At 62.5% G+C, this 24,994-nt stretch carries 19 protein-coding genes; 9 read left to right on the top strand and 10 right to left on the bottom strand.

The genetic code is table 11. The annotated features are described in order from the left end of the window. Positions 1 to 142 precede the first annotated feature (142 nt). Positions 143 to 2,311 carry a TonB-dependent receptor gene (locus tag TZ03_RS12505; protein ID WP_051097938.1) on the top strand — a complete coding sequence of 723 codons (2,169 nt, stop codon included), beginning with the start codon at positions 143 to 145 and terminating at the stop codon, positions 2,309 to 2,311. Positions 2,312 to 2,383: 72 nt separating this feature from the next. On the opposite strand, the gene TZ03_RS12500 is transcribed toward TZ03_RS12505, so the two are convergent. Further along, positions 2,384 to 2,995, bottom strand: a complete 612-nt coding sequence (locus TZ03_RS12500; protein WP_051097936.1) for a cell wall hydrolase — start codon at positions 2,993 to 2,995, stop codon at positions 2,384 to 2,386. Positions 2,996 to 3,029: 34 nt separating this feature from the next. Then, a complete protein-coding gene (locus TZ03_RS12495; RefSeq protein ID WP_051097929.1) occupies positions 3,030 to 3,947 on the bottom strand; it encodes an AEC family transporter in 918 nt (305 codons plus the stop codon). 271 nt (positions 3,948 to 4,218) lie between these two features. Here TZ03_RS12495 and pstS point away from each other — a divergent pair, with 271 nt between their 5' ends. From pstS to TZ03_RS12460, 7 genes are all read left to right on the top strand, one after another. Next, positions 4,219 to 5,247, top strand: coding sequence for a phosphate ABC transporter substrate-binding protein PstS (gene pstS, locus TZ03_RS12490; RefSeq protein WP_051097927.1), 1,029 nt, complete (start codon positions 4,219 to 4,221; stop codon positions 5,245 to 5,247). 70 nt (positions 5,248 to 5,317) lie between these two features. Further along, positions 5,318 to 6,283, top strand: a complete 966-nt coding sequence (gene pstC, locus TZ03_RS12485) for a phosphate ABC transporter permease subunit PstC (RefSeq protein ID WP_051097924.1) — start codon at positions 5,318 to 5,320, stop codon at positions 6,281 to 6,283. Beyond that, complete coding sequence (pstA, locus tag TZ03_RS12480; RefSeq protein WP_051097923.1) at positions 6,283 to 7,176, top strand: phosphate ABC transporter permease PstA; 894 nt, start codon at positions 6,283 to 6,285, stop codon at positions 7,174 to 7,176. The genes pstC and pstA overlap by 1 nt, the downstream gene beginning before the upstream one ends. Positions 7,177 to 7,227: 51 nt before the next feature. Next, positions 7,228 to 8,013 carry a phosphate ABC transporter ATP-binding protein PstB gene (gene pstB / locus TZ03_RS12475; RefSeq protein WP_051097921.1) on the top strand — a complete coding sequence of 262 codons (786 nt, stop codon included), beginning with the start codon at positions 7,228 to 7,230 and terminating at the stop codon, positions 8,011 to 8,013. A gap of 1 nt (position 8,014) precedes the next feature. Then, a complete protein-coding gene (locus TZ03_RS12470) occupies positions 8,015 to 8,713 on the top strand; it encodes a hypothetical protein (RefSeq protein WP_051097919.1) in 699 nt (232 codons plus the stop codon). After that, positions 8,713 to 9,336: a hypothetical protein gene (locus TZ03_RS12465; protein ID WP_051097917.1), complete on the top strand. Its 624-nt coding sequence runs from the start codon at positions 8,713 to 8,715 to the stop codon at positions 9,334 to 9,336. The genes TZ03_RS12470 and TZ03_RS12465 overlap by 1 nt, the downstream gene beginning before the upstream one ends. Positions 9,337 to 9,709: 373 nt before the next feature. After that, positions 9,710 to 11,281 carry a TerC family protein gene (locus tag TZ03_RS12460; protein WP_051097915.1) on the top strand — a complete coding sequence of 524 codons (1,572 nt, stop codon included), beginning with the start codon at positions 9,710 to 9,712 and terminating at the stop codon, positions 11,279 to 11,281. Here TZ03_RS12460 and rarD read toward each other — a convergent pair. Further along, entirely contained in the window at positions 11,244 to 12,131 is an 888-nt protein-coding gene (gene rarD / locus TZ03_RS12455) for an EamA family transporter RarD (protein ID WP_051097910.1), read from the bottom strand. The two genes, TZ03_RS12460 and rarD, sit on opposite strands and share 38 nt — an antisense overlap. A 33-nt stretch (positions 12,132 to 12,164) precedes the next feature. Continuing rightward, positions 12,165 to 13,751: an EAL domain-containing protein gene (locus TZ03_RS12450; protein ID WP_051097909.1), complete on the bottom strand. Its 1,587-nt coding sequence runs from the start codon at positions 13,749 to 13,751 to the stop codon at positions 12,165 to 12,167. A gap of 299 nt (positions 13,752 to 14,050) precedes the next feature. Between TZ03_RS12450 and hppD the strand changes: the two genes are divergently transcribed. Next, positions 14,051 to 15,127 carry a 4-hydroxyphenylpyruvate dioxygenase gene (hppD, locus tag TZ03_RS12445; protein ID WP_051097907.1) on the top strand — a complete coding sequence of 359 codons (1,077 nt, stop codon included), beginning with the start codon at positions 14,051 to 14,053 and terminating at the stop codon, positions 15,125 to 15,127. Between the two features lie 19 nt (positions 15,128 to 15,146). Here the strand turns inward: hppD and TZ03_RS12440 are convergent, their stop codons facing one another. From TZ03_RS12440 to TZ03_RS12415, 6 genes are all read right to left on the bottom strand, one after another. Further along, the gene (locus TZ03_RS12440; RefSeq protein WP_051097906.1) at positions 15,147 to 15,953 is read right to left on the bottom strand and encodes a CSS-motif domain-containing protein; all 807 of its coding nucleotides are present in this window, start codon (positions 15,951 to 15,953) and stop codon (positions 15,147 to 15,149) included. Between the two features lie 133 nt (positions 15,954 to 16,086). Then, positions 16,087 to 16,773: a type 1 glutamine amidotransferase domain-containing protein gene (locus tag TZ03_RS12435; protein WP_051097905.1), complete on the bottom strand. Its 687-nt coding sequence runs from the start codon at positions 16,771 to 16,773 to the stop codon at positions 16,087 to 16,089. A 171-nt stretch (positions 16,774 to 16,944) separates the two neighbouring features. Next, a complete protein-coding gene (locus tag TZ03_RS12430; protein WP_051097904.1) occupies positions 16,945 to 18,564 on the bottom strand; it encodes a response regulator in 1,620 nt (539 codons plus the stop codon). A gap of 79 nt (positions 18,565 to 18,643) precedes the next feature. Beyond that, positions 18,644 to 19,699: a tetratricopeptide repeat protein gene (locus tag TZ03_RS12425; RefSeq protein ID WP_051097903.1), complete on the bottom strand. Its 1,056-nt coding sequence runs from the start codon at positions 19,697 to 19,699 to the stop codon at positions 18,644 to 18,646. Between the two features lie 697 nt (positions 19,700 to 20,396). Further along, positions 20,397 to 21,812: an efflux transporter outer membrane subunit gene (locus tag TZ03_RS12420; RefSeq protein ID WP_051097902.1), complete on the bottom strand. Its 1,416-nt coding sequence runs from the start codon at positions 21,810 to 21,812 to the stop codon at positions 20,397 to 20,399. Then, a complete protein-coding gene (locus tag TZ03_RS12415) occupies positions 21,809 to 24,988 on the bottom strand; it encodes an efflux RND transporter permease subunit (protein ID WP_051097901.1) in 3,180 nt (1,059 codons plus the stop codon). Before TZ03_RS12415 ends, TZ03_RS12420 begins: the two co-directional genes overlap by 4 nt. Between the last annotated feature and the right edge of the window lie 6 nt (positions 24,989 to 24,994).

Below are 24,994 nucleotides of genomic sequence, written 5' to 3'. Positions count from 1 at the left end.
GCAAAAGAGGGAGTAGACCACTGGTCGGCGTAAAAGTGCGAGCACTTGGTAATCATTCCTAACATCGACTAGAAACAATACTCAATCGCCAACTGTTCCCAACCTGCCAGGAAGGCCATTACCCCACCATCGGGAGGCTTTCATGGCACGCGTCCGTTCGTATCAATCGACCTTGCTCGCGGTCTGCTGTTCCGTTGCCGTCACGGCCCAGGCGGCTGACGGTGTCATCGAGCTGGATGCTACCGCTGTCAATGCCGAGGCCGCCAAGCCCAAGGGCGAGCCTCCAGAGCCCTTCGCCGGCGGCCAGGTAGCCCGCGGCGGGCAGATGGGCATCCTGGGCAACCAGGACATGATGGACGTGCCGTTCACCATGACCAGTTACACCGCGCAATTGATCGAGGACCAGCAGGCCGAGGATATCGGTGACGTGCTGCTTAACGACCCGTCAGTGCGCCAGTCGTTCGGCTTCGGCAACCAGTCGCAGGTCTTCGTCATTCGCGGGTTGCCGCTTAACGGCGATGATGTGGCGTTCAATGGCCTGTATGGCGTGCTGCCGCGGCAGATGATCGCCACCGATGCCATCGAGCGGGTCGAGGTACTGAAGGGGCCCAATGCCTTCCTCAACGGGGCCAGCCCCACCGGTACTGGCTTGGGCGGCAACGTCAACCTGCAGCCCAAACGCGCCGGTGACACACCCACGCGTCGTTACACCCAGGACATCAGCACAGATGGCAGGCTTGGCGAACACCTGGATCTCGGCCAGCGCTTTGGCGAAGACAACCGTTTCGGCGTGCGTCTGAACCTGGCACAACGTGAGGGTGAAACCGCGGTTGATGACCAGCACCAGCGCAGCAAGCTGTTCATCGTCGGGCTCGATTACCGCGGTGACAATTTCCGCCTGTCCACCGATATTGGCTACCAGAAACAGCGGGTCAACCACATGCGTAACAGCGTGCGCCTGGGGGCCGGCCTGACCGACATCCCGCGGGCGCCGGATGCGGACCACAACTATGGCCAGGATTGGGCGTGGACCGAGACCGAGGACACCTTCGGCATGGTCCGGGGCGATTACGACTTCAACGACAACTGGAGCGCCTACCTGGCTGGTGGGCTCAAGCACACCCACGAGAACGGCTTCTACGGCACGCCGATTCTCACTGATGCGGCCAGCGGCAGTGCTACCATCGGCGGCTCGAAGATTCCCCACAATGAAGACAACAGCACGTTGATGGGCGGCATCAATGGCCGCTTCCAGACCGGCCCGGTCAGCCACCAGCTGAACCTTGGTGCGGCCAGCATCTGGACCCAGCAGGAAAACGCCTTCGTCTTCTACAACTCGCAAAACACCAACATCTACCACACCGAGCCATTGCCCAGGCCGACCACGCCGACCTTCACCGGGGGCAAGCTGGACGACCCCGGGGTTACCGGCAAAACGCGTAACCGCAGCCTTGCGCTGTCCGATACCGTCGGGCTGTTCGACGACACCTTGCTGCTCACCGTGGGCGTACGTCGTCAACAGCTGAGGGTCGAGGGCTATGCCTACGATGGCGAAGGCCCGGACCTTGGGCGCAATGCCTTCTACGACGAATCGGTCACCACCCCTGTGTATGGCATCGTCTACAAGATCAACCCGTCGATCTCGCTGTATGCCAACCGCATCGAAGGCCTGGCCCAGGGCGCGACGGCCTCGGGGCAGGGCATCGTCAACGTCGGCGAAGTCTTCCCGCCGGCCAAGACCAAGCAGGTCGAGGCGGGGGTGAAGCTCGACTACCAGAGCTTCGGCGCCAACCTGGCGGTATTTCGCATCGAGCGGCCCACCGACGGTTTCGTCCAGGGCAATGTGTTCGTCCAGGATGGCGAGCAAGTCAACAAGGGCATCGAGCTGAGCGTATTCGGCGAACCGTTGCAGGGGCTGCGCCTGATGGCTGGCGGCACACGCATGGACACGGAGCTGAAGAACACCCAGAACGGTGCCGACGACGGTAACCATGCCGTCGGGGTGCCGACCTTCCAGCTCAATGCCAGCGTCGACTGGGACGTGCCGGGCTTGCAAGGGCTGGCACTCAACGCCCGCATGCTGCGCACCGGCGGCCAGTATGCCAACCCGGCCAATACCCTCAGCCTGCCCACCTGGAACCGCTTCGATGCAGGCGCGCGTTACCGCTTCAAGGTACAGGACAAGGCCGTAACCTTGCGCATGAATGTAGAGAACCTGACCGACAAGAACTACTGGGCATCGGCCAATGGCGGCTACCTGACCCAGGGCGAACCGCGGCTGGTCAAGTTCTCGGGGACGATCGACTTCTGATTCAACCTAGAACGACACATGACTGATTGACTAGCAGGGCCTCTGTGGTCGATCCCCTATAAAGAGCCCTCATCAATGCGCCAACGCCTGGTTCGGCTTGTAGAACAGAAAGTGCGTGGTCTGGGCTGTCCTGCGGTAGGCCTTGGCCCAGTCCGGGTGCACATTGCGGTCATGGAAGTACAGCGCACCGCCGGTAGGGTCCTTCAACTGCTGGTTGAGCGCCTTGCGCGCGATCTCCTTGGCAATGTCGTAGCGTTGCGCTTCCTCGACCTGGTCGGAGCGCCCGTCGCACCACCAGGAAAACTGGCAGGCCTTGCTCTCCACACCTTGCTTGACCACGGCGCAGATGGTATCGGGGAAGCCATCATGGCCCAGGCGGTTGAGCACCACGCTGGCCACAGCGGTCATGTCTTCGGCGTCGGCACCCTTGGCCTCCCAGTAGATGGTGCGGGCCAGGCAGGTGATGCTGTCGTCCAGCGGTGCCTGGCCGGCCGGGTCCACCGCCTGTGCTTCGCTCGGGGTCAGCGTCTGCGCTTTTTTCGGCGCAGGGGCACCTTCGACCACCTTTTCTTCAAGCACTTCGGCCTTGCCCTCGGCGACTGCGGCCTTGGCTGGGTCGGCCGCGTGCAAGGGGCCTGCGAGCAGGGCCGAGGCCAAGCCGATCACCATCCACGATAGGCGCATGGGCACGCTTCCGAACTGTGGGCTGAACCACAGTCTAGACAAGCGTAAGCATTAATACCAAAGGCAGGGTGGCGGCGGCTGCTACGGTCTGCAGGGCGATGATGGTGGCCATCAGCGGGGCATTGCCGCCCATCTGCCGGGCCATCACATAGGAGGACGAGGCCGTGGGCAGTGCCTGGAACAACACCGCCACCACGGCGGCCTGGCCCCCCAGGCCGAGCATGCGACACAAGCCCCAGGTGGTCAGCGGCATGATCAGGAACTTGAACGCCGAAGCCGCCACCAGCGGACGTACCTGGTGGCCCAGGCTGGCGCCACCCAGGGCCGCACCGACGCACAGCAGGCCCAGCGGCAGGGCCGCCTGGCCCAAAGCCTTGACCGTCGGCTCCAGGCCTGGCGGCAGGCCAAGCCCGGTGGCCCGCAGCGCCAGGCCGCCCACGCAACCGACGATCAAGGGGTTGGCAAAGATGGCTCGCAGCACTGTGGCTGGCGAACTGTGGCGAGCGCTGAAACGGGCGAAAACCAGGACGCAAAGCAGGTTGACCAAAGGCACGATGGCGGCATTGGCCACCGCCGCCAGGGCAATACCGGCGCTGCCGTAGATGCCAGCGGCCAAGGTGGCGCCGATGTAGTTGTTGAAGCGGATACCGCCCTGGAATACCGAAGTGAAGTCGGCGCCATCGTGGTTCATCGCGCCTTGGTACAGCACCAGCAGCACGGCCCCGGCCAAGGTCGAGAGCATCAGCACGCCCACCATGCCCAGCACCGGCACACCGTCCAGGTTGGCGGTGGCCAGGCCGTGGAGGAACAGCGATGGGAGCAGGATGTAATAGCTCAGGCGCTCGGCACCGGGCCAGAAGCCGTCGGCCAAAAAGCCGCGTAGGCGCAGGAAAGTGCCCAAGGCAATCAACAGGATGATCGGTAGCAGGGTGGTCAGCAGCAAGTGGAGCATGGTCGACGTTCCGTGGTCGGGTAGCGGCACAGACTACTGATGAGGACCGATCTGTAAAAACGTTGTTTTCTGCACTGACTGTTGAGAAAAAATGCATGTTTTGGCTGGGGGCGCTTTGCGCCCCTGTGGGAGCTGGCTTGCCGGCGATGAGGCCCGTCCAGGCAATACAAGACAATCAGGTGGCTCTACTTCGCGGTCTGCCACTCAATGGTCATAAAGCTGTAACACAGCTATTGCAAAGTGTGCCGGCCATCACACGGAGCGCTTTTCCATGATACGCCTGATGAAGTCTGCTGCACTCGCCGTTGCCGTTTCCCTCTGCGCCACTTCGGCCTTTGCTGCAGAAAACGTCCGCCTGACCGGTTCCGGCGCCAGTTTCCCTGCACCAATCTACCTGACCTGGTTCAAGGACTTCAGCAAGAACACTGCTGGCGTCACCGTCGACTACCAGTCCAAGGGGAGTGGGGCGGGTGTTCAGGACTTCCTGAACAAGACCGTCGATTTCGCCGCCAGCGACTCGGCCATGAGTGAAGCAGACATCGCCAAGGTTGGCGAAGGCGTGCAGTTGCTGCCAATGACCGCCGGTGAAATCGTGCTGGCTTACCACCTGCCGGGCAACCCGCAAGGGCTGAAGCTGCCTCGCGATGTATATTCCAACATTTTCCTGGGCAAGATCACCAAATGGAACGACCCGCAGATCGTCGCGGCCAACCCTGAACTGCAACTGCCTGACATGCCGATCACCGTGGTTGTGCGTGCCGACTCCAGCGGCACCAACGCGGTGTTCACCAAGCACTTGTCGGCCATCAACCCAGCGTTCAAGCAAGAACTGGGTGAAGGCAACACCGTCAACTGGCCTGCCACCGACAAGTTCATCAAGTCGCCGAAGAACGATGGCGTGACCGCCACCGTGCGCCAGACCCCGGGTGCCATCGGCTACATCGAGTACGGCTTCGCCAAGCTGGCCAAGGTCGACTTCGCTCAACTGCAGAACAAGGCCGGCCAGTACGTGGTGCCGAATGCCGAGAGCGGCGCCGAGGCGCTTGCCGCGGTGAAGATGCCAGAGAACCTGGTGGCGTCGTTGCCTGACCCGGAGGGTGCCAAGTCCTACCCGATCACCTCGTACACCTGGATGATCTTCCGCAAGGACAACGGCAACCCGGCCAAGGCCAAGGCCATGCGTGAAATGGTCGAGTACAGCCTGACCGAAGGCCAGAAGATCGCCGACTCAATGGGCTACATCCCGCTGCCGCCATCGGTTGTCGACCAGGTACGCAAAGCGTCTGCCAACATCCAGTAACACCCAAGCGCTCCCGGCGTGGTCTTGCAGCCATGCCGGGCGTGTTTGCCCTCTGTCCCGGAACTAGCCAATGAACACACCTTTTGCCATACCGGATAACCCCGACTCCGCGTGCCGGCCACCCTCTGCGAAAGATTTCCTGGTCGATCGCACCTTTCGTGCGCTCGCACGCATCGGTGTGGTGCTGGTGCTGGCGCTGGTCTTCGCGCTGGTCTACGAAGTGGGCCGCAAGGCACTACCAGGCATGGAAAAGCACGGTTTCGACGTGCTGTTCGGCAGTGTCTGGGACGTTAACCAAGGCAAGTACGGTATTCTGCCAGCGATCTGGGGCACGCTTTACAGCGCCTTGATCGCGCTGTTGATCGCCGGTTTCTTCGGCGTCAGCATGGCCATTTTCCTGACCCAGGATTTCCTGCCGGCAAAGCTTGCCGCAGTATTTCGCACCATTGTCGAACTGCTCGCCGCCATCCCCAGCGTGGTTTACGGCCTGTGGGGGATCTACGTGGTGATCCCGGCAATCCGGCCGCTGACGGCGTGGTTGAACAGCGAACTGGGTTGGATTCCCTTTTTCGGCACCTCCTTGAGTGGGCCAGGGCTGCTGCCTGCGGCACTGGTACTGGCGATCATGATCCTGCCGACCATTGCCGCCGTTTCGCAGGATGCGCTGACCAGCGTACCGATGAAGACCAAGCAAGCCGCCTACGGCATGGGCACCACGCACTGGGAGGCGATCCTCAAGGTGATGGTGCCTTCCGCCGCCACCGGTATCTTCGGCTCGCTGGTGCTGGGCCTGGGCCGTGCGCTGGGTGAAACCATGGCGCTGGCCATGCTGGTCGGCAACGCCAACACCATTTCCCTTTCCCTGTTCGCCCCGGCCAATACGCTGGCGGCGCTGCTGGCACTGAACTTCCCGGAAGCCGGGCCGAACGAGGTCGAGGTGCTGATGTACGCGGCACTGGTACTGATGTTCATTACGCTGCTGGTGAACGTATTAGGCTCGATGATCATGCTTTACGCCCAGCGGGGTAACAAATAATGACTGACCTCACGACCCCTACGACCGCTTTGCCCAGCCTGCAGCGCAGGCTGGAAGGCCGTGCCCTGCGCAGCCTGGTGTTGACCACGCTGGCATGGTTCGCGGCAATAGTCGCCAGCGTGCCGCTGATTTCCGTGCTGTACATGCTGATTACCCGCGGCGGCGCTCGCCTGAACCTGGAGGTGTTCACCGAACTGCCGCCCACCGGTTTCGAGATGGGTGGTGGCTTTGGCAACGCCATGGCCGGTACCTTCGTCATGGTCGGTATTGCCGCGGCCATCGCGGTGCCGGTCGGTATCCTGGCAGCGGTGTTCCTCGCCGAACTCGGGCCGGACAGCAAGCTGGCCAACGCCGCACGCTTTGCCGCCAAGATGCTCACCGGTTTGCCGTCGATCCTGGCCGGGGTGTTTGCCTACGCCCTGGTGGTCATGACCACGGGTACCTATTCGGCACCGGCAGGTGGCGTGGCGTTGGCGGTACTGATGCTGCCGATCGTCGTGCTGACGGCGGAAGAGTCGATGAAGATGGTGCCCAAGATCATGAAGGATGCAGCCTACGGCATGGGTTGTACCCGTGCGCAGGTGGTCTGGAAGATCGTCTTGCCCACCGGCCTGCCCGCCATCCTGACCGGCGTCATGCTGGCCGTGGCCCGCGCCGCTGGCGAAACCGCGCCGTTGCTGTTCACCGCGCTGTTCAGCAACTACTGGATCTACCATGACGGCAGCCTGGCGGTCATGAACCCTACGGCATCGCTTGCCGTACTGATTTACAACTTCTCCGGCATGCCGTTCGACAACCAGCTCGAGCTCGCCTGGGCGGCCTCGCTGGTATTGGTGATGATCGTGCTGGTAATCAACATTCTGAGCCGAGTTTTCGGCAAGCCCAAGTATTGAGAAAGGGAGCATCCGACCTTGAACGTATCCACTGCGCAAAGAGCCGCTCCCATGGTCAACGACGCGCCCATCGTCATGGACTGCAAGCTGGACAAGATTTTCTACGGTAATTTCATGGCCGTTCGCGACAGCCATGTACCTATCAAGAAAAACGAGATCACCGGCTTCATCGGGCCATCCGGTTGCGGCAAGAGTACCGTGCTACGCAGCCTTAACCGCATGAACGACCTGGTGAAAGGCTTCCGCTTCGAGGGCCATGTGCACTTCCTCGGCCAGGATGTCTATGGCAAGGGCGTCGATCCTGTGGTCGTGCGCCGTTACATCGGCATGGTGTTCCAGCAGCCGAACCCGTTCTCGATGAGCATTTTCGACAACGTCGCGTTCGGCCTGCGCCTGAACCGCTACAAGGGCGACCTGGGTGACCGCGTGAAGCACGCTTTGCAAGGCGCCGCGCTGTGGGATGAAGTGAAGGACAAGCTCAAGGTCAGCGGCCTGTCCCTGTCCGGCGGCCAGCAGCAGCGCTTGTGCATCGCCCGCGCCATCGCCACCGAGCCGGAAGTGCTGCTGTTGGATGAACCGTGCTCGGCGCTCGACCCGATCGCCACCCGCCGGGTGGAAGAGCTGATGGTCGAACTGAAGAAGGACTACACCATCGCACTGGTCACCCACAACATGCAGCAGGCGATTCGTGTGGCTGACACCACGGCGTTCTTCTCGGTCGATATCTCCCAGGGCACCCGCACCGGCTACCTGGTGGAAATGGGCCCGACCACGCAGATTTTCCAGAACCCGCGTGAGCAGCTGACAGCTGACTACATCAGCGGCAAGTTCAGCTGATATGCCTGTAACACGTCGTCTCGATCTGTCAGCGGTAGAACGCGCACTGCGTGAGGTACAGGGCCGCTTTGGCGAGCTCAGCCAGCACTTCACCGAACCGCGTGACCCTTTCACCGATGAGGTGCTGTTGAATGTGCTCGAAGGCTATGCCCTGATCGACGACTATGTCGCACGCGGTATCGACCTTTTCGACCTGCAACAGCTGAACCTGATGCTGGAGATCAATGCCACCGTCCTGTGCGGCCGCGACCCGGCGCGCAGGCGGGAGTTTGCCCAGCACCTGGCGGCGACCGAGGCACACTTTTTCAACAACGTGGAAGGTGGCATCAAGGATCTTTACAACTGGTATTGCTCGTACCGCAGTGATTCGATCTGGAAGCGGGCGGCCGGTGTCTATGTGCGCATTCTCAGCAAGCCGCAACTGTTCATCGAAGGCAACAACCGCACCGGTTCGCTCATCGTCAGCTACTTGCTGATGCGCGCCGGGCTGCCGCCATTCGTGCTGTCACTGGACAACGCCGAGGGCTATTTCAACCCATCCTCGGTCATACGCAACTCCGCCAAACATGGTGTCAAGGCATTGTACGAACTGCCCAAGATCAAGAAAAAGTACGCCGCGTTTCTCGAAGCGAAGGCGCCCGAGCCCGGCAGGTTCTTCCTGAGCGGTACGCCCACGCCTGCCTGCGAGGGTAGCTACTGATGGAAAGGCCTTCAATGCTGGAGCAAGGGCGAGCCGGCAGTCGCCGAGTGTGGCAAGCCATCGAGCGCAAGTTCAGGCGCCCGCAGGTACGTATTTCGTTCGATATCGATGACACGCTGGCCTGCCAGGCCGACCACGCCGCTGCCGAGGACAGCAAGCTGCCGGCGTTCGTCCATCGCTGGTTGGGCGAACCCCTGCGCAGTGGCACGCGTTCGCTGATCCGCGATCTGCGCCGCCAGGGTTGCAGCATCTGGATCTATACCTCGTCGGGGCGGACACCGTCCTACATTCGGCGCTGGCTGATGCTCTACGGCATCCGTGTCGACGGTGTGGTCAACAGTGATCGGCACCAGCAGGTGCTGGCGGTGAATGGGCTTGCGAATGCGCCCTCGAAGTTGCCGTCGGCTTTCGATATCGATTTGCATGTCGATGATTCCGAAGGCGTTCGGCTGGAAGGCGTGAACCACGGTTTTCGCGTGGTGGTCGTATGCCCCAAGGACGAAGGCTGGGCGCAGAAAGTGCTGGATGCAGCGGTCGATGTGCAGGCGCGGCTGGCCTCGCAGCAACCGCACAGGTATGAGATGCCCGCGCGACGACGTGCGCAAGCCCTGCCAGTCAGCTAAGCGATTTGGGGCCGCTATGCGGCCCTTCGCGGGCAAGCCCGCTCCCACAGGGATCGCGCATTTCCATAGCTCAGCGCCAAACCTGTAGGAGCGGGCTTGCCCGCGAAGGGCTGCAGAGCAGCCCCAGTAAAGTCTGTAGAAATTGGCATTAGGGTGAACCCACTTCCACGTGGTGTTACAGGTTTTGTAATAGTTTTGCGCTGTCAGAGAAACCTGCTGTGCTTGTAGGATCGTCTTCCCAATTTGCTATCAAGGTCCATATGAGCACCTTCGCGGAGCCCCCCAGTCTTCGGCCTTCCTGGCCCCACAATCCCTTGCCCTCCGGGCCTTCGTGCCTCCGTCCTCGTGACGCTTCCCTCGTGAGTACCCGCTAATGGAATGGCTAGCCGATCCCACGGCCTGGCTAGGCCTGTTGACGCTTATCGTCCTCGAGCTGGTGCTGGGTATCGACAACCTGGTGTTCATCGCCATCCTCGCCGACAAGTTGCCGCCGCATCAGCGTGACCGCGCGCGGGTCATTGGCCTGAGCCTGGCGTTGATCATGCGCCTGGGCCTGTTGGCCAGCATCTCGTGGATGGTCACCCTTACCGCGCCGCTGTTCGAAGTGTTCGACAAGAGCTTCTCCGGCCGTGACCTGATCATGCTGTTCGGGGGTGTGTTCCTGCTGTTCAAGGCCACCATGGAGTTGCATGAACGCCTGGAAGGCCATGTGACCCAAACCAGCGGCGTGGTGCGCCATGCCGCGTTCTGGCCAATCGTTGCGCAGATCGTGGTGCTCGATGCGGTGTTCTCGCTGGACGCCGTGATCACTGCGGTGGGTATGGTCGAACAGCTGTCGGTGATGATGATCGCGGTGATCTTCTCGATCGGCATCATGATCGTTGCCAGCAAGCCGCTGACCCGCTTCGTCAACGCCCACCCCACGGTGATCATGCTGTGCCTGGGCTTCCTGATGATGATTGGCTTCAGCCTTACCGCCGAAGGCCTGGGCTTCCATATCCCGAAAGGCTACCTGTACGCGGCCATCGGCTTCTCGATCCTCATCGAGCTGTTCAACCAGCTGGCCCGTGCCCGGCGCAAGCGCAGCCTGCAGCAGCACCGGCCGCTGCGTGAGCGTACTGCGCATGCCGTGCTGCGGCTGTTGGGCGGCCGCCGGGTCGAGGCTGACGAGGTGGGCGAGGAAATCGCCGACCTGGTTGCAGGCGGCGAGGAACAAGTACTGTTCGACCGCCGTGAGCGGGTGATGATCAGTGGCGTGCTGAACCTGGCCGAGCGGCCGATCCGTACGGTGATGACTGCACGCACCGAGGTCGATGTGATCGACCTGGCGCAGCCGGCCGATGCCGTTGCCCAGGCCCTGGCCAACTCGCCATACTCGCGCTTGCCGTTGATCCGCGATGGCCGTATCGACGAGCCACTGGGCTTCGTGCACAAGAAGGAACTGCTCAAGGAGTTGCTGTCGGGTAGCCAGCCGGACCTGGAGGGCATGGCCCGGGCACCGTTGAACCTGCTGGAAAGCTTCAGCATCCTCAACGCCCTTGAGCAGATGCGGGGGCAGTCGACGCACATCGCCTTCGTGGTCAACGAGTTCGGTGATTTCACCGGCCTGCTGACCATGACCGACATTCTCGAGTCGATTGCCGGTGAACTGCCGGATGCCAGCGAGGTTGAAGGCCCAGGCATCGTCCAGGAAGGTGAGGGCTTTGTGGTCAGCGGTGCCTTGAACCTGAGCCAGGTGCAGGCGCGTACTGGCTTCAGTGCCCGCGCCACCGAGGACTACCAGACCCTCGCCGGCTTGGTGATGAGCTTGCTGGACCGCCTGCCGATGGTCGGTGACCGCCTGGCCTGGAATGGCTGGACGCTGACCGTGGAAGCGGTCGAGGAACGGCGGGTGCGCCAGGTTCGGCTTACACCGAACGGCGGCGCTGACGCAGCAAGTGCTTGAAGCCCTCGAGAACCAGCACCAGCACCGCGGCCCAGATCGGTAGGTAAGTCAGCCACTGATCCGGGCCGATGGTCTCACCCAGCAGCAATGCCACGCCCACCAGCAGCACGGGCTCGACATAGCTGAGCAGGCCGAACAGGCTGAACGGCAGCAAGCGGCTGGCCAGCACGTAGGCGATCAGGGCCGAGGCGCTGATCGCGCCGAGCACCGGGATCAAGGCGTAGAGGCCTGGGTGGGCTTGCAGGTCGGCCGGCGAAAGCGGACCCTGAATCACGAAGTACAGCGCCCACGGCAACAGCAGGCACATGTCGCACCACAGCCCGCCCAGATGGTCGGTACCGCAGCGTCGGCGCAGGACGAAGTAGATCGGGTAGCCGATCATCACCACCAGGGTTTCCCAGGCGAAACTGCCATGCTGGTACAGTTCGTGGCCGACACCCAGCGCGGCGCAGGCCACGGCCACCTTTTGCAGGCGTGACAGGCGCTCGCCATACACCAGGCGCCCGGTCAGGACCATGGCCAGCGGCAGTAGAAAGTAGCCCATCGACACTTCCAGGCTGCGCCCGTGCAGGGGCGCCCAAAGGAATAGCCACAGCTGCACGCCCATCAGCCACGAAGTGCCAACCATGCCCAGCAACAGCACGGGTGTGCGTTTGACCCGGGCCAGCAGCTCGCCCACCCGTTTCCAGTCCTTCGAGGCGAGCATGAACAAGGTGAGGCAGGGCAGCGTCAACAGGGTGCGCCAGCCAAAGATTTCTTCGCCATCGAGTGGCTTGAGCAGGGAGGTATAGAAGTACATCACAGCGAACAGACAGGACGCCATGACCGACGAAAGAATGCCTTTTGACACGAATGCCTCGAATACGGGAGTTGAGCGGCTGAATCAGCCGCGCATGATCTCAGGGGACGTGCCTTGCGGCAACCGCGTTGCGCCCGGGCGTGTGCCCAGCGCCTCGAGGAACTGGGCGGCCGGCATCGGCCTGGCGAACAGGTAGCCCTGCTGGAAGTCCACACCGTGGCGGGCCAGGTAGTCGCGCTGGGTGTCGGTTTCCACGCCCTCGGCAACGATACCCAGGCCCAGCTTGGCCGACAGCTCGATGATGGTCTCGAGGATATGCACCGACAGCGCGTCGCCGCCGATCATGGCGACGAAGCTCTGGTCGATCTTCAGGTAGTCGACCTTGAACTGGCGCAGGTAGTTGAGGCTCGACTGGCCGGTACCGAAGTCGTCGAGGGCGATCATCACGCCCATGGCATGCAGCTTCTCGAACAGCTCCAGGGTCACCGGCGTGGCCTCGATCAGCTTGCGCTCGGTCAGCTCCAGGGTCAGCACCACCCGGCCGGGCGGGAAGTGCTGGAGGAAGGTGCGGCAGTCGTCCAGCAGGCCCAGGTCGCGGCAATGGTCGGCAGTGATGTTGACCCCGATATGGAAACCGTCCTCCAGCAGCCCGGCATACGGTGCCAGGCTCTGCGCGGTGTGCGTCATCAGCGCCCGGGTCATGGCGACGATCTGCCCGCTGTGTTCGGCATAGGGGATGAACAGGTCAGGCCGTACCAGGCCTTCCTGCGGGTGGTTCCAGCGCATCAGCACTTCGGCACCGGCCCAGCGGTAATCGCCCTTGCGCACCACCGGCTGAAAGTACGGCAGGAACTCGTCGGCTTCCAGCGCCCGGCGCAGTTCGGCGCGGGGCGAGGTGGCGCGGCGAATCTGCCAGCGGCACACCAATGCGGCCATGACCCCGAGCATCAGCAGCAGGCTGAGCAGGGCGGGGTAGTGGCTGCGCCACAGCTGGCCTTGCTTGTCGGCACCATAGCCGCCATGCACGCTGAATGGGTAGCGTGTCGAGCCCAACAGCACGTTGGCGCGGGCAGCGCTGGGTGGCGTGTCCTTGTGCACGACACCGTCCTTGCCCAGCCAGGCATCGCCCACGCGGATTTGCAGCTCTTCGTCGGGGCCGATCAGGCGCAGCGCCGTCAGCAGGTGGTCGCCATCCACCGTGCTGATCGCGCCGCGGTCGCCGTCGCTGGCCCGGTACACCAGCAGCGGGTGGCCCGGTGTGACCGAGTTACCGTCCATCAGCCACAGCTTGCCTTCGGTGTAGTCGCCGGGGTTGACCAGCTCGTCGAATGCGCCGAACAGCGAGGTGCAGTAGAGGCGGTTGTGTCGGAACAGGTTGGTCGAACGTACGAAAGCGTTGCGCGTGACCTGGGCGCGCAGCGTGAGCTGGGCCTCGTCGCAAGGGCTGCTGGCAAGTGGCAGCAGCGCATTGGCCGTGTCGGACAGGTTGTCGAGAATATGCTCGACATGCTCCACCACCTGGCGGGTGGTGGCTTGGCTGCTGGCCTGCATTTCGCGCTCGATCTGCCAGTTCATCACGGCCAGGCCACACACCACCGGCAACGCGCCGACGGCCCAGGGCAGCAGGGTGCGCCAGCCAAGGGCGGCGCGGCGTTTCACGGTAAGGGGCATGTTGAGCTGATCTGTATGAAAAGTACCGAGAGGATAGCCGCTTGCCGGAATGGGCGAACAACTAAAACGCGACAAACCATTTTACGCAATGTAGAATCGGTTTACGAATACAACAATAAGGTCCTTCAACTCCGAAGGATCAAGCCCGCCGAGAATGGGTCCATATGACATACCATGGGTTCAAGCTGATCATAGGTGATTTCCTCGCCCGCAGCGTGCGGGGCATCCCATGCTCACCGCCGTTTTTGTTCGACATCCCACGCAATCAATAATATTTCGCTGCAGATGAGGACACGAACATGGCTGATATCTTCGACAATCCAATGGGCCTGATGGGCTTCGAATTCATCGAACTGGCTTCGCCGACCCCTGGCGTACTCGAGCCGGTATTCCAGATGCTGGGTTTCACCAAGGTGGCTACCCACCGTTCCAAGGATGTGCACCTGTATCGCCAGGGTGGCATCAACCTGATCCTGAACAACGAACCCAAGAGCATCGCCTCGTACTTTGCCGCCGAGCACGGCCCGTCGGTGTGTGGCATGGCGTTTCGCGTGCGTAACGCCCACGAGGCCTATGCCCGCGCCCTGGAGCTGGGCGCCCAGCCGGTGGAAATCGAAACCGGCCCGATGGAGCTGCGGCTGCCAGCGATCAAGGGTATCGGCGGTGCGCCGCTGTACCTGATCGACCGCTTTGAAGAAGGCAGCTCGATCTACGATATCGATTTCAAGTTCATCGAAGGCGTAGACCGCAACCCGGTGGGTGCCGGCCTGAAAATCATCGACCACCTCACCCACAACGTCTATCGCGGGCGCATGTCCTACTGGGCCGGCTTCTACGAGAAGCTGTTCAACTTCCGCGAAATCCGCTATTTCGACATCAAGGGTGAGTATACCGGCCTGACTTCCCGTGCCATGACCGCACCCGACGGCATGATCCGCATCCCGCTCAACGAAGAGTCGTCCAAGGGCGCCGGGCAGATCGAAGAGTTCCTGATGCAGTTCAATGGCGAAGGCATCCAGCACGTGGCGTTCCTGACCGACGACCTGCTCAAGACCTGGGATGCCCTGAAGGGCTTTGGCATGCGCTTCATGACTGCGCCGCCGCAAACCTATTACGAAATGCTCGAAGAACGCCTGCCTGGTCACGGCGAGCCCGTCGATCAACTGCAAGCACGCGGCATCCTGCTCGATGGTGCCTCGCAGCCTGACGACAAGCGCCTGCTGCTGCAGATCTTCTCGGAAACCCTGCTTGGCCCGGTATTCTTCGAATTCATCCAGCGCAAGGGTGACGATGGCTTTGGCGAAGGCAACTTCAAGGCCCTGTTCGAATCCATCGAACGCGACCAGGTGCGCCGTGGTGTGTTGAGCACTGACTGATGCTTTGGTGCCGTCGCCGTCAGGTACGCTCGGCGGCACTACCACGCCCGTTGACACGGGCCCTGAACAGGCCCAGATAGACGATCGAACCAGTCACGATCCCCACCAGCATCAGCGAGGGCAGGACCCGCAGCATCGACTGGCGGATTTCCTGGGCGGTGAAGCCATGCGCGTAACCGCCTTTGACCTTGTATCCATACTTGGCCGACAGAGCGCTTGCAAAGAACTCGGACTGCGGCGGGCGTTGAGCATCACGGCTGTCCCCTTTGCTCCAGATATAGCGGTCGTCGAACTCCAGCAGCAGCGTCAGCCCGTCCTGGAAAGCGGCCAGTTCGTTGCGCAACTGCAGGGCATAGGCGGTCACGATTACGCCGTTGTTCTTGTCGCGCAAGATAACGTTGACCAGCAGCTTGTTGCGCGTATCAGGCGCCTCGTAGGACAGTTCGACCTTCCGGCCAGACAAGGCGAAGGACGACAGATGCTCCAGCGAATCTGAAGTGGTGCTGCAGTACGCCTGATTGTCCTCCAGCAAGGTCAACGACCTGATCATGGAGCGGCTGGCAACCTGGTCTTGTAACGCCTTCGCCACGCTACTGCAGGGTCTGCCTGCAAGAGGCAGGCTATGTAGCGCAGTCTCATGTATTCGATCCAGCGCTTGATCAACGCTGAAGACGGCTTCCTGGACCGAGATGGTCGCGTTTTCCGCAAGTTTCATTTCCAGTTGAAAAACCATTACCAGCAACCCGGAAACCACGGGTACCAGGCCCACGGCGATGAGCAGCAGCAGCTCCAGCAAGCTGCGCCCGGCGTGCATGATTTTCGACATAGGCCTATCGCTCTCCGCTGCGAAGCTGTTCGTGGTGAACAGCTGAACCCTGAGCCTATGTATTCGATGAGCGGCCGGCTGTAGTCCGTGTGCAGCTTATGCGAGAGGAAATCCACAAGGCCGACGTAAGCTTTTACCTGCCCTTGAGTTTCGCCAGCACTTTCTCGGCCAGTAGCGCAGTGGAGGCGGGGTTTTGCCCGGTGATCAGCCGATCATCGGCGACCACGTACGGCTGCCACGGGTCATCATGTTTGCTGTAGCTACCGCCGCGGGCACCCAGTTCGTTTTCCGTCAGGAAGGGTACTACCTTGTCCAGTTCAGCCAGCTTTTCTTCGGTATTGGAAAAGCCGGTCACCTGACGGTCCTTCAGCAGTAGGCTGTTGTCACTGAGCTTGATGTTCAGCAGGCCGACAACGCCGTGGCAGACCGCCGCGACAATGCCCTTGTTTTCGTACACCTTGCGTGCCAGGTCCTGCAGCGGCTGGTTATCGACAAAGTCGTACATCACTCCGTGCCCGCCGGTGTAGTAAATGACGCTGTATTCGTCAGCCTTCACCTGGCCAGGGCTCAAGGTGGTGCCCAGGCGCGTCATGAACTGCTTGTCGTCATACCACCGCCAGTCCAGGTCAGGGGCCATCTGCAGGCTGTGCGGGTCGACCGGTACGTAGCCGCCCAGGGGGCTGACATAGTCGACCGTGTAGCCCGCCTGTTCTACTTTCTCGACAAAATGCACGGCTTCACCCAGCCACAACCCGGTCGCCCGCTTGAGGGTCGGATACTTGGCTGTATTGGTCAGCACCACCAGCATCTTCTTGCTCATGACCACGCTCCCGTCGGCAATGGGCCGTTGCTCCCCGGCCCGGGGGAAAACCTAATGAGCATAGCTGCCATGTGCGAGTACGCCATCGTGCGTGGCGTGTGCTGTATCAAGTTGAACAGAATTCACGGGGGCAAGCATGCCGATACTGGCGCTGCGATCGAGAACGGCCGGTCATGGCTTGCCGAGAATTTGCGTCACCTGCGCCTGCAACTGTTTCAGTTCGAACGGCTTGCAGATCAGGTGCATACCCGTACCCAGGAAGCCTTCGCGGGCCATGGCCGTTTCCGCGTAGCCGGTGATCAACAGCACCGGCAGGTGGGGGCGAAGGCTACGCGCAATTTCGGCCAGTTGCCGGCCATTCATGCCCGGCAGGCCGACATCGCTGACCAGCAGATCCACGGCTTGCTGCGACCGCAGCACCTTCAACCCCTCGTTGGCGTTGGCGGCGCTGTTGCAGGGGAAGCCATCTTCGCGCAGGGCCTGACACAGCAATTGACGTACATGCGGGTCATCCTCGACCACCAGCACGTGGTGGCCTTGATTTGATACCGGCAGTGTGGGCTTGGTCGGGGCCTGAGGATGGGCCTGGTCGACATGACGAGGCAGGTACAGGTCGACCCGGGTACCCTGGCCAATCTGGCTGTGCAGGGTGACATGGCCTCGGGACTGCTTGCTGAAGCCGTACACCATCGACAGGCCCAGACCAATGCCCTGGCCGATCGCCTTGGTACTGAAGAACGGTTCGAAGGCGTGCTCCAGCGTGCTTTGCGCCATGCCCTGGCCGTGGTCGATGATGCTCAGGCGCAGGTAGTCACCGGCGCATAGGGCGCCTCCAGCGAGTTGATCGGGGCCGATGTGCTGGTTACTCGCCTCGATGCGCAGCAGGCCACCACTGGGCATGGCTTCGCAGGCATTCAGCAGCAGGTTGTCCAGGGCTTCCTGCAATTGCTGGCCATCGGCGTCCACGGGCCACAGACCTTTGGCGATATGCACTTGCAGGGTCACGTCCGGGCTCAGGCTGGCCTTCAGGTGCTTTGCCTGAAGCAGGTCGTGCAGGTCGATACGCTGGCTGTGCAGCGATTGCCGGGAAGAGAAGGCCAGCAGGCGGTGGGTCAGGCGGGCGGCGCGCGAAACCGCCTCGCGGCCCATGCGCAGCACCGCGTCCAGGCCGTCGGCGCGCCCCTGCTGCAGGCGTCGGTCGATCAGTTCGAAGCTGCCGCCAATGCTGGTGAGCAGGTTGTTGAAGTCATGGGCGACGCCCCCGGCCAACTGGCCGATGGCGTCCATCTTACGTGCGTGGTAGCGGGCGAACTCGCTGCGCTGCTGTTCCTCGCCGGGCGGAGCGGCTTGGGCGTCCAGACGCTGCTGCAGTTCATGCAACTGATCACGTGCCAGGTATTGCCGGCGCCGGTTGCGCAGGGCGGACTGGGTCATTTGCAGCAGTTGGGCGTTTTCGAACGGGGTGATCAGCAGTACCAGATTGCCCACCGGATGGTTGGCCGAGCCGATGGCCGACCTGGCGCCTTGGGTAAGCAGCACGATGGGCAAGTCCGACCAGCTCGGTTGCTGGTCGATGAACGCCTGCAGCAAGGCGCTCGGGCCCTGGCTGAACACCTGCTCGGCAATGATCGCAAGGCCTGCGCCTTCGGCCAGGCAGGCCTGCAGGTTGGCCAGGTCGACGGCGCAGAGGCTATCGATACCGGCCGATGCGAGCAGGCGAGAGGTATCTGCGGCTAATGGCGAGGGTGCCAGGATCAAGGCACGTTCGTCCAACGCCAACGAACTGGCCAAAATCGACTCTCCTGTAAGGTGGTTCGATACCCACTGGACCCTGGTGCAGGCTCAGGGTTCAACAAAATTCAGGCGCCGCCTACAGGCCCTGTTGCAGCACAGGATCGTCCGGGTTCTGTCGCTCCAGTTCGGCCAGCAGCACCTGCACGTTCTGCAACTGGCCGGTTTCTTTCCAGTATTGGATCAACAACACTCGTGCACGGCGATTGGCCGGCTGCCGGCTGAGCACGGTTTCCAGTTGCTTTTGCGCGGCGTCGAGTTGCTCCAGTTCATGCAGGGTGACCGCCAGCGTATAGCGGTAGTCGGCGTTGTCCGGGTCCAGTTCAACGGCACGGGACAAGGCCAGCAAGGCGTATTCACGCTGTTCATGGCGGTTCAGCCAGAGCCCCAGCTCATACTGCAGAAAGGCTGATTCGGGGCTCAGCGCCAGGGCTTTGGCCAGCACCTGGCGCGAGGCATCGTGGTGGCCCTGGCGTTCCAGCAGGCGTACCTGGGTAGCCAATGCGTCCAGGTTGCCGGGGGCCACCGCCAGGGCCCGTTGCAGGGCCGTGGCGGCCTGGGTGTAGTCATTTTCGTGCAAGTACAGGCGCGCCAGGTGCACCTGGGCGTCGGCATCTTCGGGGTGTTGCTCAAGGGCCTGCTGGTATTGCTCGAGTGCTGCCTGCAGCGGGCCGAAATACAGGCCGATGGCGTCGGGGTCGAGGCCCAGCAGAGCATCCACGGCAGCAAAGCGTACGCTTTGCTCTTCGTCGTCCAGCAGCGGACCAAGTACCAGGCTGCGCTGCGCCGCCGGCAGCAGGAGGCGGATACCGGCAATCGCCGCACGGCGCACCAGCGGGTTGGCATGCTCCAGGTCCTGGCGGGCGAGTTTCAATGCCTGGGGCGAGGGGTAATTGGGCAATTCGGCGTACAGCGCGGCACGGCGGATGGGGGCCAGGTCGTTGCGTTGCAACTGTTGGTACAGCACCCGCGCAGCACCGGGCTGGCCCTCGTGGGCCTGGCGCAGGGCCTTGGCGTAGCTGTGCGCCGGCAGTGTCTGCGGGGTCGGCTGGTCACCACGCCACAGATAGCCGAGCAAGGCCGATACCAGGATCAACAACAGCAAGGCGATCAGGTAGCGGTTGCGTCTGGGCATCGGACGGTCCGTGGCGGCGGGAAGGGCAGAGCTTGGGCCAGCCAGGGGGGAAATGCAACCGAGCAGGCCACATTGCGCCAAAGGCCTGGCTTGGGTATTGAGGTGGTGCATGAATCGAGCGCCGCCCGCGCGGCGCATCGCCGGCAAGCCAGCTCCCACCTCGACCGCATGGGCCTCAAGCCCTGTGCAGTACCTGTGGGAGCTGGCTTGCCGGCGATGAGGCCAGTCCAGGCAATACAAGACAGTTGCTCCCTCATCAGTTTCGGGCCAGTCTCTCCTGTGAATTCACCGCTGCCCGCCTTGTCTGTTCCCTTCGATATTGAAGGTGTCGCCTCTGCCTTTCATCAATATCCAGCCATGCACCAAGGGGTACGCGCGCCAAAGGTGCAGGAGTAATTGGCCCGAAACAGATGTAGGAGCTGGCTTGCCGGCGATGCGCCGCGCGGGCGGCGCTCGATCTCATAGGCGCTGAAGATGCTGAGGCATACACCTTGTAGCCCTGATTTTTCCTTGAGGCATACACTATGGAGACCTAATACTTCCTTGAAGCATGCACCATGGAGCCCTAATACTTCCTTGAAGCATGTACCCAGCGCCAAGCCTCCCTAAACAACATAAAAAAGCCCCGCAGCCCAAGGCCTGCGGGGCAAACGGTTGGGGGAGGAACCAACCAAAGGAGTCGTTGAAACGGGATGGTTCAGCGCGCGCTGGCCACGGTCTCCGGCTGCCAGCCGCCGCCCAGGGCCTTGTAGATCGAGACGATGCCGCGGTACAGCTCGACCTCGCCTTGGGCCTGCGCATCTTCAGCGCTCAGCCGTTCACGCTCGGCATCGAGCAGCACCAGGTAGTCCACCGTGCCCTCGCGATAACGAATCGAGGCCAGTTCTGCTGCCTTGCGGCTGGCGTCGCTCTGGCGCATCAGCGACAACAGCCGCTGCTGGGTCTTGTCGTAACCGCTGAAGGCATTGGCCGATTCTTCCAGGGCCAGCAACACCTGCTGTTCGTAATTGGCCAGCGCCCCTTCGGCATCGGCCTTGGCACCGCGCAGGCGGGCCCGCACACTGCCCAGGTCGAAGGCCGCCCAGGTAATGCTCGGGCCCAGCGCCCAGGCATTGGCTGCCGACGAGCCGATCTGCGAACCGCGGGCGGCGGTAAAGCCGAGGAAGCCGCTGAGGCTGACGCGGGGGAACAGGTCGGCGGTGGCCACGCCAACGTTGGCAGTGGCAGCCGCCAGCTGGCGTTCGGCGCTGCGGATGTCTGGGCGGCGGCGCAGCAGTTCGCCCGGGTCACCTATCGGCAGCGCCTTGGCGATGGCCGGCAGGGCCTTGGGCGACAGGTCTACGCTGAGCGCATCCGGGCGCTGGCCGAGCAGGGTGGCGATGCGGTGCCGTGCCCGTGCCTGTTCGGCCTGCAGTTGCGGCACGGTGGCCTCGACCCCGGCCAGGCGTGCATCGGCACGCACCACGTCGAGGTCGTTGCCCACGCCGGCATCGCGCAGGGTTTCGGTTATGGTGCGCGATTCCTGCTGGGTCTTGAGGTTGGCCAGGGCGATCTTCTCGCGCAATTGCGCACCGCGCAGTTGCCCGTAGGCATCGACCAGCTCGGCGATCAGGCTGACCTGCAACTGCTGCAGGTCGGCCGCAGCCACCGCTTCCTGGGCTTCACTGGCTTCGATCTGGCGCTGGATACGGCCGAACAGGTCCAGCTCCCAGGCCATGTCCAGGCCCAGGTCGTAGCGCTCGCTGTTCACTCGTTGCTCGGTCTGGCCGGGAATCTGGCCCTTGCCGATGTCGCTGCTGGCGCGGCTGGTGACCACCGGGAACTGGTCGTTCTCGGCGTCTTCACGGATCGAGCGGGCCGACTTCAGGCGGGCGAACGCCACGCGCAAGTCACGGTTGCCGTCCAGCGAAGCCTGCACCAGCTGGTTCAGCACCGGGTCGTCGAACTGCCGCCACCACAGGCTTTCGAAGCGGCTACGGTCATAGGCCTTGGCCTGCACATCACTGCTCAGTCGTGCAGGTTCGGTGGCCGGGGCCTGGTAGTCCGGGCCTACCGCACAGGCCGCCAGGGCCAGTGCCAGCAGGCTCGGGGTCAGGGGTTTGAGCGGATTCATGCATGGCTCTCCAGCGCTTGAACGTGCGCGGCCTTGCGGGCCTGGCGACGCTCGACGAAACGGCGAATCAGGAAGAAGAACACCGGGGTCAGGAACAGGCCGAACACGGTCACCCCGATCATCCCCGAGAACACTGCCACACCCATGGCATGGCGCATTTCCGAACCGGCACCAGAGCTGAACACCAGTGGCACCACACCCATGATGAAGGCGATCGAAGTCATCAGGATCGGCCGCAGGCGCAGGCGGCAGGCTTCCAGTACCGCGGCCAGCGGGTCGAGGCCCTTGGCCTGTTCATCCTTGGCGAACTCGACGATCAGGATCGCGTTCTTGCACGCCAGTCCGACCAGTACGATCAGGCCGATCTGGGTGAAGATGTTGTTATCGCCACCCGAGACGATCACCCCGGTGATGGCCGACAGCAGGGTCATCGGCACGATCAGGATCACCGCCAGCGGCAGGCTCCAGCTTTCGTACTGGGCGGCCAGCACCAGGAAGGCCAGCAGCACGCACAGCGGGAACACGAACAACGCAGTGTTGCCCGAGAGGATCTGTTGATAGGTCAGGTCGGTCCACTCGAAGGTCATGCCATTGGGCAATTCCTCTTTCAGCAGCTTCTCGATCGCCGCCTCGGCCTGGCCAGAGCTGTAGCCAGGGGCTGCGGCACCGTTGATTTCAGCAGTGATGAAGCCGTTGTAATGCATCACCCGGTCCGGCCCGGAGGTGTCGCTGACCTTGAGGAAGGTCGCCAGCGGTATCATCTCGCCGAGGTTGTTGCGCACCTTCAACTGGCCGATCTGCTCGGCATCGAGGCGGAACTGCTGCTCGGCCTGGACGTTGACCTGGTAGGTGCGGCCAAAGCGGTTGAAGTCGTTGGTATACAGCGAGCCCAGGTAAACCTGCAGGGTGTCGAAGATATCGTTGATCGCCACGCCGTGGGTCTTGGCCTTTTCCCGGTCGATGGCGGCATCGACCTGCGGCACGTTGACCTGGTAGCTGGTGAACAGGCCCGCCAGCTCCGGCACATTGTGGCTCTTGGCGATGATGTTCTGGGTTTCCTTGTACAGCGCTTCGTAGCCCAGGTTGCCGCGGTCCTCGATCTGCAGGCGGAAGCCGCCGATGGTGCCCAGGCCTTGTACCGGCGGTGGCGGGAAGATCGCGATGTAGGCGTCCTGGATGTCGGCGAACTGGGCATTCAGCGCCGCGGCGATGGCCGCGGCCGACTGGCTCGGGTCCTTGCGCTCGTCGAACGGTTTGAGCGGGGTGAACACGATGCCGCTGTTCGGGCTGTTGGTGAAACCGTTGATCGACAGGCCAGGGAAGGCCACCGAGTCGGCCACGCCAGGCTGCTTCAGGGCGATTTCGCTCATGCGCTTGATCACCGCCTCGGTGCGGTCGAGGCTGGCCGCGTCGGGCAACTGGGCGAAGGCTACCAGGTACTGCTTGTCCTGGGCCGGCACGAAACCGGTCGGGGTGGACGAGAAGCCCAGGTAGGTCAGGCCCATCAGGCCGGCATAGACGAACAGGGCGATGCCGCTGGAGCGGATGACCCGGCGCACGCCACCGACATAATTGTGGCTGGCACGCTCGAAGAAGCGGTTGAACGGGGAGAACAGCCAGCTGCCCAGCAGCTTGTCGAGGAACCGCGAGAAACGGTCCTTGGGCGCGTGGTGGTCCTTGAGCAACACGGCGGCCAACGCTGGCGACAGGGTCAGCGAGTTGAATGCCGAAATCACGGTGGAGATGGCGATGGTCAGGGCGAACTGCTTGTAGAACTGCCCGGTAAGGCCGGAAATGAACGCAGCAGGAACGAACACGGCGCACAGTACCAGGGCGGTGGCGATGATTGGCCCGGTCACTTCGCTCATGGCCTTTTGCGTGGCTTCCAGCGGTTTCAGGCCCAGGCCGATATTACGTTCGACGTTCTCCACCACGACGATGGCGTCGTCCACCACGATGCCGATGGCCAATACCAGCCCGAATAACGACAAGGCGTTGAGCGAGAAGCCGAACAGGTGCATCACGGCAAAGGTACCGATCAGCGATACCGGCACGGCCAGCAGCGGAATGATCGAGGCACGCCAGGTCTGCAGGAAAAGGATCACCACCAGCACCACCAGCACCAGCGCTTCGAACAGGGTGTGCACCACCGCTTCGATGGAGCCGCGCACGAAGATGGTCGGGTCGTAGACGATGCTGTAGTCCATCCCTTCCGGGAAGTCCTTTTTCAGCTCGGCCATTTTCGCCCGCACTTCGTCGGAGATCTCGATGGCGTTGGAGCCTGGGCGCTGGAAGATCGGGATGGCCACTGCCGGCTGATTGTTCAGCAGCGAGCGCAGGGCGTACTGGCTGGAGCCGAGTTCGACCCGGGCGATGTCCTTCAGGCGAGTGATTTCGCCATCGGCACCTGCGCGGATGATGATGTTTTCGAACTCTTCCTCGTTGACCAGGCGGCCCTGGGTATTGATCGACAGTTGGAAGCTGGTCGAACCAGGGGCAGGGGGCGCGCCCAGCTGGCCGGCAGCGACCTGGCGGTTCTGCTCGCGAATAGCGGCCACCACATCACTGGCGGTCAGGTTGCGCGAAGCGGTCTTGTTCGGGTCCAGCCACACGCGCAGCGAGTAGTCGCCCATGCCGAACAGTTGCACGTCACCCACGCCACCCAGGCGTGCCAGCTCATCCTTGATGTTGAGGATGGCGTAGTTGGACAGGTAGAGCATGTCGTAGCGGTTGTCCGGCGAGGTCAGGTGCACGACCATGGTCAGGTCGGGCGAGGCCTTGTCGACGGTGATACCGATGCGGGTCACTTCCTCGGGCAGCTTGGGCTGGGTGCGGGTGACGCGGTTCTGCACCTGCACCTGGGCGTTGTCCAGGTCGGTGCCCAGGGCGAAGGTGATGGTCAGGGTCAGCTTGCCGTCGGCGGTGGACTGGGAGGACATGTACAGCATGTTCTCGACACCGGTGATGGCCTGCTCCAGTGGTGCTGCAACGGTTTCGCCGATGACCTTGGGGTTGGCGCCTGGGAAGTTGGCGCGCACCACCACGGTGGGCGGCACCACTTCGGGGTATTCGCTGATCGGCAGTTGGAACAGCGAGATCGAACCCGCGATCAGCAGCACCAGCGACAGCACCGCGGCGAAGATCGGCCGGGTAATGAAGAATTTCGAGAAGTTCATCGGTGT

The organism is Pseudomonas sp. 10-1B, from assembly GCF_000935045.1.
In the GTDB taxonomy this organism is placed as follows: Bacteria; Pseudomonadota; Gammaproteobacteria; order Pseudomonadales; family Pseudomonadaceae; genus Aquipseudomonas.
The sequence above is the reverse complement of the archived record's forward strand: the minus strand, read 5'-3'. Positions and strand labels throughout refer to the sequence as shown.

Coding starts and splice junctions, on each gene's coding strand:
- TZ03_RS12505 (WP_051097938.1), top strand. CDS start 143: ATGGCACGCGTCCGTTCGTATCAATCGACCTTGCTCGCGGTCTGCTGT.
- TZ03_RS12500 (WP_051097936.1), bottom strand. CDS start 2,995: ATGCGCCTATCGTGGATGGTGATCGGCTTGGCCTCGGCCCTGCTCGCA.
- TZ03_RS12495 (WP_051097929.1), bottom strand. CDS start 3,947: ATGCTCCACTTGCTGCTGACCACCCTGCTACCGATCATCCTGTTGATT.
- pstS (WP_051097927.1), top strand. CDS start 4,219: ATGATACGCCTGATGAAGTCTGCTGCACTCGCCGTTGCCGTTTCCCTC.
- pstC (WP_051097924.1), top strand. CDS start 5,318: ATGAACACACCTTTTGCCATACCGGATAACCCCGACTCCGCGTGCCGG.
- pstA (WP_051097923.1), top strand. CDS start 6,283: ATGACTGACCTCACGACCCCTACGACCGCTTTGCCCAGCCTGCAGCGC.
- pstB (WP_051097921.1), top strand. CDS start 7,228: ATGGTCAACGACGCGCCCATCGTCATGGACTGCAAGCTGGACAAGATT.
- TZ03_RS12470 (WP_051097919.1), top strand. CDS start 8,015: ATGCCTGTAACACGTCGTCTCGATCTGTCAGCGGTAGAACGCGCACTG.
- TZ03_RS12465 (WP_051097917.1), top strand. CDS start 8,713: ATGGAAAGGCCTTCAATGCTGGAGCAAGGGCGAGCCGGCAGTCGCCGA.
- TZ03_RS12460 (WP_051097915.1), top strand. CDS start 9,710: ATGGAATGGCTAGCCGATCCCACGGCCTGGCTAGGCCTGTTGACGCTT.
- TZ03_RS12450 (WP_051097909.1), bottom strand. CDS start 13,751: ATGCCCCTTACCGTGAAACGCCGCGCCGCCCTTGGCTGGCGCACCCTG.
- hppD (WP_051097907.1), top strand. CDS start 14,051: ATGGCTGATATCTTCGACAATCCAATGGGCCTGATGGGCTTCGAATTC.
- TZ03_RS12440 (WP_051097906.1), bottom strand. CDS start 15,953: ATGTCGAAAATCATGCACGCCGGGCGCAGCTTGCTGGAGCTGCTGCTG.
- TZ03_RS12435 (WP_051097905.1), bottom strand. CDS start 16,773: ATGAGCAAGAAGATGCTGGTGGTGCTGACCAATACAGCCAAGTATCCG.
- TZ03_RS12425 (WP_051097903.1), bottom strand. CDS start 19,699: ATGCCCAGACGCAACCGCTACCTGATCGCCTTGCTGTTGTTGATCCTG.
- TZ03_RS12420 (WP_051097902.1), bottom strand. CDS start 21,812: ATGAATCCGCTCAAACCCCTGACCCCGAGCCTGCTGGCACTGGCCCTG.
- TZ03_RS12415 (WP_051097901.1), bottom strand. CDS start 24,988: ATGAACTTCTCGAAATTCTTCATTACCCGGCCGATCTTCGCCGCGGTG.